The following is a 9,199-nucleotide window of genomic DNA, read 5'->3' as shown; positions in this document are numbered from 1 at the left end:
TATGTATCCCTTAAAGTCATCGAACATCAGCAAGGAAAAGGTAAAATGCGCAAGTTTTTAAAGAAAGCCTTGGATGATTATTTAACACAAAGAACTTTAGAACGTAAACGAGAAAAACCATTAATGTATAATGATGGTCAGGGCTATATTCGTTATCAAAAAGGCTCTATGGTCTTTTATGCCTTAAGTGATTATATTGGCGAGGATGTCTTAAATGGGGCATTAAAGAAATACGTTGAAAAAGTAAAGTTTCAATATCCACCTTATACTACATCAATCGATATGGTTAACCATATTAGGGAGGTAACACCAGATTCATTACAGTATACTATTAATGATATGTTTGAGACCATTACACTTTATGAAAATAGGATTAAAGAGGTAAAGTCTACCGAGTTGGATACTGGTGAATATCAATTAGATATTGAATTTGAAGTAAGCAAATACAGAAATGACGAAAAAGGGAAAAAGTTTTATGAAGATAGTATATCCTATAAAACAGAAGATATGAGAAAGCCTATTTTATCTGTGCCATTAGCAGATTATATTGATATTGGTGTTTTTGCTGAAAAAGAAGATGAAAAAGGGAAAATGAAAGAAGTTGAACTCTATTTGAAGAAACATAAAATTACAGAAATCAATAATACAATAACAATTATAGTCGATGAAGAGCCTATTGAAGTTGGTGTCGATCCATATAATAAGCTTATTGATACAAATTCTAACGATAATAGAAGACGATTGTAAAACGATCTAAATAATAGCCAAAACTCACTTACATTTTTTGTTTGTGGGTTTTTTTATGGGTAACGAAAATTTGTTTTCTAATAATACCGAAGAAACCCCAAGATAACCGATTAAATTAGTTTCTATTCCCTGTATATTTTAATATAATATACAACCGTAAGGAGCGCTATGCTTATGTTTTCTGTTTCATTTAATAAAAATACAACTTAAATTTATTTTCAATCATTTTAAAATATATTTGGTATGATATAATATTGCTAAGAATTTAAGGTTTATCAGTGTAAATTAGTAATTTTGGCATGTTAAATGCTCCAGTGTTTTATTGATGAACTACTTAAAATACATACTTATAGTTTTTCCTTTGATTTTATTTGCTCAGGTGAAAGTCATTGAACAAGATTCTATACCTAATAAATATCTTATTATTAAAGGCGATTCAGTCCCTCGAACGTATATAGATTTAGATGAGGTCATGCTTTTGCATAAGTTGAAGTTTGATAGTAAAAAGGATAGAATTCGTTATCTGATTTTAAGACGAAAAACCATTAAAGTGTATCCGTATGCAAAAATGGCAGCAGAACGATTAGATTCTATGAATACGCGGTTAGCAACACTTACAAGAAACCGCGAAAGAAAACGCTATACAAAGCGCATTCAAAAATATATTGAAGGTGAGTTTTCTGAAGAACTAAAAAAAATGAGCCGTACAGAAGGTCAGATTCTTGTTAAATTAATTCATAGACAAACTGGAAAAACAGCATTTAATTTAATAAGAGAATTACGCAGTGGTTGGCGAGCTTTTTGGTATAATACAACCGCTAGTATGTTCGATATTTCCTTAAAACGTGAGTTTGATCCACTAAACGAAAAAGAAGATTATTTAATTGAAGATGTCTTGCAGCGTAATTTTCAAAGTGGGCGATTAGAACGACAAGATCCTGCCATAGAATTTGATTTTTACGATTTAACCAACAAGTGGATTCATCAAAAAACACCTGAATAAATGAGCATCCAATCACCATTTGAAGAAAAACTTAACAGTATAACTCACGCTATTGGCGCTTTATTTGGTATAGCAGCACTCGTGTTACTCATCATTTACGATACCAATAAAACCGATTGGAGTTTGTTTAGTGTTATCGTTTATGGCAGCTCTATAATCATTTTGTTTACTGCCTCAACTGTGTTTCACGCTGCCAAAAAAGAGAAGCGAAAACATTATTTTAGGATTATAGATCACATTAGTATTTACTTTTTAATTGCAGGAACATATACACCAGTATGTTTAATTTCTTTAGAACAAACTTTAGGGTGGACACTCTTTTTTGTGGTATGGGGAATTGCGGCTTTTGGTGTAATTTTGAAATTGTTTTTTACTGGAAAATTTGAAATGTTTTCAACGCTACTTTATTTATTAATGGGTTGGTTGATTGTTTTTGACTTTTCTAAGTTGTCTGAAGCCATGGGAGATAACGGGATTTTGTTTTTATTTTCAGGAGGTTTGTCTTATACTGTTGGTATTGTTTTTTATGCGATTCATAAAATACCACTAAATCATGTTATTTGGCACTTGTTCGTTTTGGCGGGCGCTATTTTTCACTTCTTTATGATTTTTGGTTATGTTATTTAATAGGATAGAAATTAAATTAGCACATACAACTCCTGATTATCAGCAAATAGAAAGCTTAGCAGATACCATTTGGAGAGAACATTATATTCCAATTACAGGCATTGGTCAAGTTGAGCATATGCTTAAAAAATATCAATCTACTCAAGCCATTTCAACACAAGTTGAAGCAGAAGGTTTCGAATATTTTGTTTTAGCATATGATGGAATACCTATTGGTTATATTTCGATTAGAAAAGAAAAAGAGTGGTTGTTTTTAAGCAAAATTTATGTTCTAAGTGATTACAGAGGAAATAAGATTGGTAAAACAGCAATGCAATTTATTGAAGAAAAAGCGAAGTTATATCATTTAAAAATCATCATGCTTACCGTAAATAAAAATAACACTAATGCTATTAGAACCTATGAAAAACTAGGTTTTATTAATGTTGGGCCTGTGGTTAAAGATATTGGAAACGGATTTATTATGGACGATTACCAAATGACGAAACAAATTTCTGCATAGGCACTAATTCTACCCTTCAATAACCTCTTTATATTCTTCAAAAAAAGCTTCAAATAAGCTCATGTTTTCATTGAAGAACTCCATAACATCTCGCCAAGAGTTTTTGTTATGAATAGATACTTTTTGTTCTAAAGGCAAGTATATTCTAGAAATTTCTTTTTCATTATCAAGAAAATATTCCTCTTCGTAAATAGCTTCAGGTAAATAATCATCTAGAAGAATTGATTTTAAGGCAAGTAGCTTTTCCCAATAATTAATACGATTTTCTAAATCATCTTCTAAGTCTAAAGCGATTAGAGCCGTTTTATTATCAAAGTGAAATTTAAAACTAAGACCTTTCAATTTGGTGTCATACAAAATCCATTTCCGTGGAAACGATTTCCCGAAGCTTGTCCAAAAGTCTTGTCTTAATATGCGAGATTCTTCTTTGCTAAACATTGAAAGAGAAATTAGAAAACAGAGAAAGGATAAAAGACTTATTACAAATGGGGTCTATTCTTTTTTCCTTTCGCTTTGTTGTCATTTTAAATTAAATAAGCCACCCCAACACCAAGTATAATAGAAACGAACTTAGATAAGTTGAATTTATGACCTTCGCCACTTTCAAATAGAATGGTGGTAGAAATATGAAAAAATATCCCAATTACTATCGCATTTATACTATGAGCTAATTGGATGCTTAAGTTTGATGTGTTCGAAATATAAGTTCCCAAAGGTGTCATGGCTGTAAAAACTAGTAAAAAGGCAATAATTTGCATTTTACTAAATTTCGACTGAAATAAAAACATGCTTATCAAAGCGGCAATAGGCACTTTATGCACTAAAACGCCATATACCATATCGTTATGTTGATGTATTGGGAAACCTTCTAAAAAACTATGAATACACAAACTAATAAACAGCAGCCACGGAAAAGTAGTTTCGTGCTTGTGGATGTGCACATGCCCATGCTCCGCACCTTTAGAGAATAACTCCAAAATAATTTGCAACAAAATACCACACATAATAAACAGTCCGGTAAGTTTGGTGTCTAAGTGGCTGTAAACCTCTGGCAACAATTCAAAAAGGGTCAATGCTAATAAAAAAGCACCACTAAAAGAGAGTAGGAGTTTAGTATTCCAGTTTTTTTTATTTTTAGATAGTTTTGCAATAACAACACCTAAAATAACAGCGTATATGGGAAAAAGATATGTATTCATTCAAAAAAATAATGCCCCACCATAGTGAGTATAATTAGATGCCGATTATCGACAAAAATTTGCAACAGTAATAATAATTAAAAGTCAATTAATAATTACCCACAAGAGTAAGTATAATTAATTGTCGATTATCGACTTATTTAAAAATTAGGACTAAACGTTCCGATGTTTTGGCATTGAACTTATTCAATTTATAATCACCAAAAACATCTAACAAGTAAACACCGGCCTGTTCAAAAAACAACTCAAAATCGGCTAAAGTAAACCCGCGCACGCGCTCCTGGAAATTGTATAACCTATCATCAGCTGTAAAAGTAATATCTTTTATAATATAACCATCTTCCACGTAACGTTTTAAATGGAAATCAATACCATCAACCGTTTTAACCTCTTCAGGCACCAAGTTATCAATCACAAAATCACTATTCATAAAATCTATAACCCCAAAACCAAATTCGTTTAGTTCTGCTTTTATCGCCTTGATGGTGTTCAAATTATCGGCATCATCATCAAAATACCCAAAGCTAGTGAACAAATTAAAAACTGCATCAAACTGGTTTTGGTAAGGCTTACACATGTTATGCACATCAAAATGCAAGCGGTGGTTTTCAAACTGTTTTGCATACTCAATGCTATTTTCGCTCAAATCCACACCCGTAACATCATACCCAATTTTATTCAAGTATCGGGCATGTCGTCCCTTGCCGCAAGCGAGATCTAGTATGGTTCCATGCTCCGGAATATTCAAATAACCAGAAAGTGTATCCATAAACGCATGTGCTTCGGTGTCGTCCCTGTCTTTATATAAAATGTGGTAAAATGGCGTATCAAACCAAGAGGTAAACCAAGTTGTAGTGTTTTCAGTCATAAATTTTGTTTGGGGTTACCCCCGAGAAATGTTCGGGGGTCAGGCTTTCCGCTATATCTTTCTGCGAAGCAGTCCCTAACTTGTTTCGGGATCTAACCATCAATTAACTCTCAGTATTAATGAAAGTAAATCGTTTCAAATCCTCGCAAAAAGTATGCCGCTGCAATCCTTAACCCGAATTATCAATAAACTTTACGTTTGCCGCAAAATTACGTTATTTTTGTAACCTATTAGATTTAAAATAGTCTATTAGACGTAAAAAAATGGAAGAAAATTTCAACATGGTTGCCAAAACCCTTTTTGGCTTTGAAGATTTATTAGAAAACGAACTCACACAACTCGGTGCACAACATGTAAAAAAGGGCATTCGTAACGTGTCTTTTTCGGGCGACAAAGGTTTTATGTACAAATGTAATTTAGCATTGCGTACCGCCGTTAAAATCTTAAAACCCATCCATTCTTTTAACGTCAATAGCGAGCAAGATTTATACGATAAAGTCTATGCCATGGATTGGTCACAATACCTAAAGCCGACAGGGACTTTAGCCATAGATGCTACCATTCATTCAGATTTGTTTACGCACTCGCTTTACATCGCACAAAAAACAAAAGATGCTATAGTCGATAAATTTAGAGAAACCGATGGGCAAAGACCAAACGTAGACCTAAAGTTTCCAGACCTAAAAATAAACGTGCATATAGACCGACGAAAATGTACCATATCTCTAGATTCATCAGGAGATTCACTGCATAAACGGGGCTATAAAACAGCAACCAACATTGCACCTATAAACGAAGTATTGGCAGCCGGATTAATTATGCTATCGGGTTGGGATGGGCAAACCGATTTTATGGATCCCATGTGTGGTTCGGGCACTATGCTTGTTGAAGCAGCAATGATAGCCTGTAACATACCACCAAACCTGATGCGAAAAGAATTTGCTTTCGAGCGTTGGAGCGATTGGGATGTTGAATTGTTTGAAAAAATTGAAGCCTCTTTACTCGGTAAAACTCGAGATTTCCATCATAAAATAATAGGTTACGATAAAGCACCAAGTGCCGTAGCTAAAGCCATAGAAAACGTAAAAAACGCCCAATTAGAAGATTTTATAGAGGTAAAACATGAAGATTTCTTTAAAACCCAAAAAGGAGGCGACGAAAAACTGCATATGGTATTTAACCCACCTTACGGTGAGCGTTTAAATATCGATATGGAAGAGTTTTATGCCAACATAGGCGATACACTAAAACAGAACTACCCAGGTACCGATGCTTGGTTTATTACTTCAAATCTAGATGCTTTAAAGCATGTTGGATTGCGCCCTTCAAGAAAAATCCACCTATTTAATGCCAAACTAGAAGCCCGTTTGGTAAAATATGTCATGTATGAAGGGAGTAAAAAGGGTAAGTATATGAATAAGGACTAAACGACTTCGAAAGCAGGAATAAAGATGTCTCCTTGAGCGCAGTCGAAAGGTTTTAAAAATCGAAAAACTTTATAGGTTTCGACTGCACTCAACCTGACATTACACTTAAAACAAAGGCAACCGCTCATACTGAGCTATTAAAAACAACTTACCACAAGCACGCGCATCAGACAACGCATCATGGTGTTTTAAAGCTATATTATGCACTTTACAACAAGTATCAAGCTTTGCAGGTTTATAACCTTTTTTGCGGTAAATTTTAAGCGTACATTCCCAACGTTCTTGCATGGTTAAGTCTGACTGCGGAATGTTATAATCTTTCATCGTTTTTTGTAAAACGGTTCTGTCAAAAGATTCATTGTGTGCTACAATAACAATACCAGAAATACGTTTTTTAATCTCAGGATACACCCCTCTAAAATCGGGAGCAAATCGAGTATCATCTTCAGTAATACCATGCACTTGTTGGTTGTGCCAATTATAATCATTGTTTGGTGGTTTTATTAACGCATGGAATTCGTCGATAATCACACCATCCTTAAACGTCACAATTCCAACAGAGCAAATGTGATGTCCTTTTGCGGTTTCGAAGTCTATTGCAGCGAAATTAGTTGCCATGTTGTTGGTTTTGTTTGTTAATGTACAGCTTTAGTTATAAAATGGCCAAATAATTATTTATCCTTTTTATAAAGTGGAATCCTGTAAGCTAAGAAGTAGCTATAACCAGTACCAATACCACTACTATCATAAGTTTTACCAAATCCTGGTATATAAACGTTATCAAAATTATCAGGTATGGTTTGGCTTGCAGATATTTTTAACTGCAAATTTAAACCTAAATAGAGGTTATTGAGGATTTCGGCTTTCATGCCTAATATAATTTCTCCCCAAAATGCTGTGAGTCCAGTAAGTTCTTGTTTGGTGTTCGATGTAAGTTGTGGCGCCCAATATTGGTCTATGCTATATACTTGAAAACTATTTAAATCATGACTAAAAGTACTTGCGCCGACTCGGAAGCCAACATAAATCATATTATCCATATTCAACCAGTTTTCGTACATATTGAAATCAACACCGCCTTTTATATAACTTCCTTTGGTGGTGATGTTTAAATAATCATTAATGGTGTTTTTTTCTTCAAAACCAATTTCACCAGCAACATACATTTTTTCTTTTATGCGATAATCGGCCATAATTTCAAAACCTGAATAGTCATCATCTAAAGAGGTTCTAATAAGTTTTCCAATATCGCCACCTACGCGAAGCCCATACTTGAGTTTAATTTTGGTAGAATCGTTGGCCGTACTTAAAATGCTATCATTTTGTGCGTTAACAAAAACACAGAAAAATAGCATACAAGCTATGCAACTAATGCGATATATTAAAGTGTGTTGTTGTCTCATCTTCTACAGATTGATTATCGGTTAAAGGTTCTCTTGATAGCATCCAGTTATCTCCATCTTGCACAATGGTTAGGGTTACATTTTTAAAAATAGTTTTAAAGCCACATGCGCGAGACACAAAAACTTCCTCGCGGCTATAATTTAAAGTAATACGGTCTTGATTTCCATCAACAAAATCATCGGTATTATCGTTAGGAGTGCCATTATCGTTAACGCTAGCTTCTTTAATAAGAATATATTCTGTGGTGTTATCATCCGTTCTTAAAGGTAAAATAAGGTCGTCTGTATCTTGAAAAATATAATCTGGTAAAAAATCGTCATTATCAACACCTATAACCACTAAATCGAACACGTTTTTTTTGGTGCCTGGGTTTAAAGCATCCAGTAAATCAATAATTAATCTTGGTGTTGTTGGCGTTGCATCGGGACAAATATCGTCGCGTTCGCAGCTTATTGATAGCATAGCTATTAATAAGATTGGAATTATTAAAACTTTATAATACTTCATTTTTTATTTTCTAAACGAATAAACTTTTAACGTTTTTCAAGTAATACTACATTTTCTACATGAAATGTTTGCGGAAACATATCTACAGCTTGGGTTTTTATCACTTTATAAGTGGCATCCATTAAAGCTAAATCTCTTGCTTGGGTAGCACTATTACAACTCACATAAACCACGCGTTTAGGAGCTATGTTTAATATTTGTTGTACCACATCTTTATGCATACCATCTCTTGGCGGATCGGTAATTATAACATCTGGTTGCCCATGTGTTTTAATAAATTGATCATTAAAAACATGTTTCATATCACCAACAAAGAATTCAACGTTATTAATGTCATTTAATTGTGCGTTTTCTTTAGCCGCAATAATCGCATCTGGCACAGACTCTACACCAATAACCTTACTCGCTTGTTTTGCAACAAACTGTGCTATGGTTCCAGTTCCTGTATATAAATCATAAACCAATTCGCTACCTGTTAAGCCAGCAAAATTCCGTGTTATTTTATAAAGTTCAAAAGCTTGGTCTGAGTTGGTTTGATAAAAGGATTTAGCGTTTATTTTAAATTTTAAACCTTCCATTTCTTCAAATATATGGTCGGCACCTTTGTAACAAATGACCTCTTGATCGTAAATGGTATCGTTTGCTTTTCCGTTAATAACGTATTGTAAAGAGGTGATCTGCGGAAAGGTTTCAGTAATAAAATCGAGTATTAATTCGCGTTTAGCTTTATCTTCTTTAAAAAACTGAATCATTACCATGATATCGCCTGTGCTAGACGTGCGTATCATCATGGTTCGCAACAATCCGGTTTGGTTTCTTGTATTAAAGAATTCTAAATCGTTTTTAACAGCAAACTGCTTCACAGCATTTCTAATAGCATTTGAAGGATCTGCTTGTAGATGACATTTGTTGAGG

11 protein-coding genes and 1 pseudogene are annotated in these 9,199 nt (G+C 33.8%); 5 read left to right on the top strand and 7 right to left on the bottom strand.

Annotated features, from left to right (window positions below; translation table 11 throughout):
- The 4 genes and pseudogenes from QZ260_RS12390 to QZ260_RS12375 form a co-directional block, all read left to right on the top strand.
- Positions 1–747 (top strand): annotated as a pseudogene (locus tag QZ260_RS12390) (hypothetical protein); the annotation flags it as partial.
- A gap of 325 nt (positions 748–1,072) precedes the next feature.
- Positions 1,073–1,750: a DUF4294 domain-containing protein gene (locus tag QZ260_RS12385; RefSeq protein WP_295986715.1), complete on the top strand. Its 678-nt coding sequence runs from the start codon at positions 1,073–1,075 to the stop codon at positions 1,748–1,750.
- Positions 1,751–2,377 carry a hemolysin III family protein gene (locus tag QZ260_RS12380; protein WP_295986713.1) on the top strand — a complete coding sequence of 209 codons (627 nt, stop codon included), beginning with the start codon at positions 1,751–1,753 and terminating at the stop codon, positions 2,375–2,377.
- On the top strand, positions 2,367–2,879 hold the full coding sequence (locus QZ260_RS12375; protein WP_295986710.1) for a GNAT family N-acetyltransferase: 513 nt from the start codon (positions 2,367–2,369) through the stop codon (positions 2,877–2,879). Before QZ260_RS12380 ends, QZ260_RS12375 begins: the two co-directional genes overlap by 11 nt.
- Before the next feature lie 9 nt (positions 2,880–2,888).
- On the opposite strand, the gene QZ260_RS12370 is transcribed toward QZ260_RS12375, so the two are convergent.
- The 3 genes from QZ260_RS12370 to QZ260_RS12360 all read right to left on the bottom strand — a co-directional run bounded on the left by QZ260_RS12370 (position 2,889) and on the right by QZ260_RS12360 (position 4,946).
- Positions 2,889–3,317 carry a DUF4268 domain-containing protein gene (locus QZ260_RS12370; protein WP_295986708.1) on the bottom strand — a complete coding sequence of 143 codons (429 nt, stop codon included), beginning with the start codon at positions 3,315–3,317 and terminating at the stop codon, positions 2,889–2,891.
- Positions 3,318–3,403: 86 nt separating this feature from the next.
- Positions 3,404–4,078 carry a ZIP family metal transporter gene (locus tag QZ260_RS12365; RefSeq protein ID WP_295986707.1) on the bottom strand — a complete coding sequence of 225 codons (675 nt, stop codon included), beginning with the start codon at positions 4,076–4,078 and terminating at the stop codon, positions 3,404–3,406.
- 136 nt (positions 4,079–4,214) lie between these two features.
- Positions 4,215–4,946 (bottom strand): class I SAM-dependent methyltransferase, encoded by a 732-nt coding sequence (locus tag QZ260_RS12360; protein WP_295986705.1) that lies wholly within the window; start codon positions 4,944–4,946, stop codon positions 4,215–4,217.
- 263 nt (positions 4,947–5,209) lie between these two features.
- Here QZ260_RS12360 and QZ260_RS12355 point away from each other — a divergent pair, with 263 nt between their 5' ends.
- Entirely contained in the window at positions 5,210–6,373 is a 1,164-nt protein-coding gene (locus QZ260_RS12355; protein WP_295986703.1) for a THUMP domain-containing protein, read from the top strand.
- 105 nt (positions 6,374–6,478) lie between these two features.
- Here QZ260_RS12355 and QZ260_RS12350 read toward each other — a convergent pair whose 3' ends face one another.
- The 4 genes from QZ260_RS12350 to rlmD form a co-directional block, all read right to left on the bottom strand.
- A complete protein-coding gene (locus tag QZ260_RS12350; protein WP_295986701.1) occupies positions 6,479–6,991 on the bottom strand; it encodes a 3'-5' exonuclease in 513 nt (170 codons plus the stop codon).
- Between the two features lie 53 nt (positions 6,992–7,044).
- The gene (locus QZ260_RS12345) at positions 7,045–7,776 is read right to left on the bottom strand and encodes a DUF6048 family protein (RefSeq protein ID WP_295986698.1); all 732 of its coding nucleotides are present in this window, start codon (positions 7,774–7,776) and stop codon (positions 7,045–7,047) included.
- A complete protein-coding gene (locus QZ260_RS12340; protein WP_295986695.1) occupies positions 7,742–8,284 on the bottom strand; it encodes a DUF6452 family protein in 543 nt (180 codons plus the stop codon). Before QZ260_RS12340 ends, QZ260_RS12345 begins: the two co-directional genes overlap by 35 nt.
- A 26-nt stretch (positions 8,285–8,310) precedes the next feature.
- The coding region (rlmD, locus tag QZ260_RS12335; RefSeq protein WP_295986692.1) for a 23S rRNA (uracil(1939)-C(5))-methyltransferase RlmD at positions 8,311–9,199 on the bottom strand (889 nt) is incomplete at its 5' end.

It is taken from the genome of uncultured Algibacter sp. (assembly GCF_905480415.1).
Taxonomy (GTDB): domain Bacteria; phylum Bacteroidota; class Bacteroidia; order Flavobacteriales; family Flavobacteriaceae; genus Algibacter_B.
This window is presented reverse-complemented; position numbering and strand designations above follow the sequence as displayed.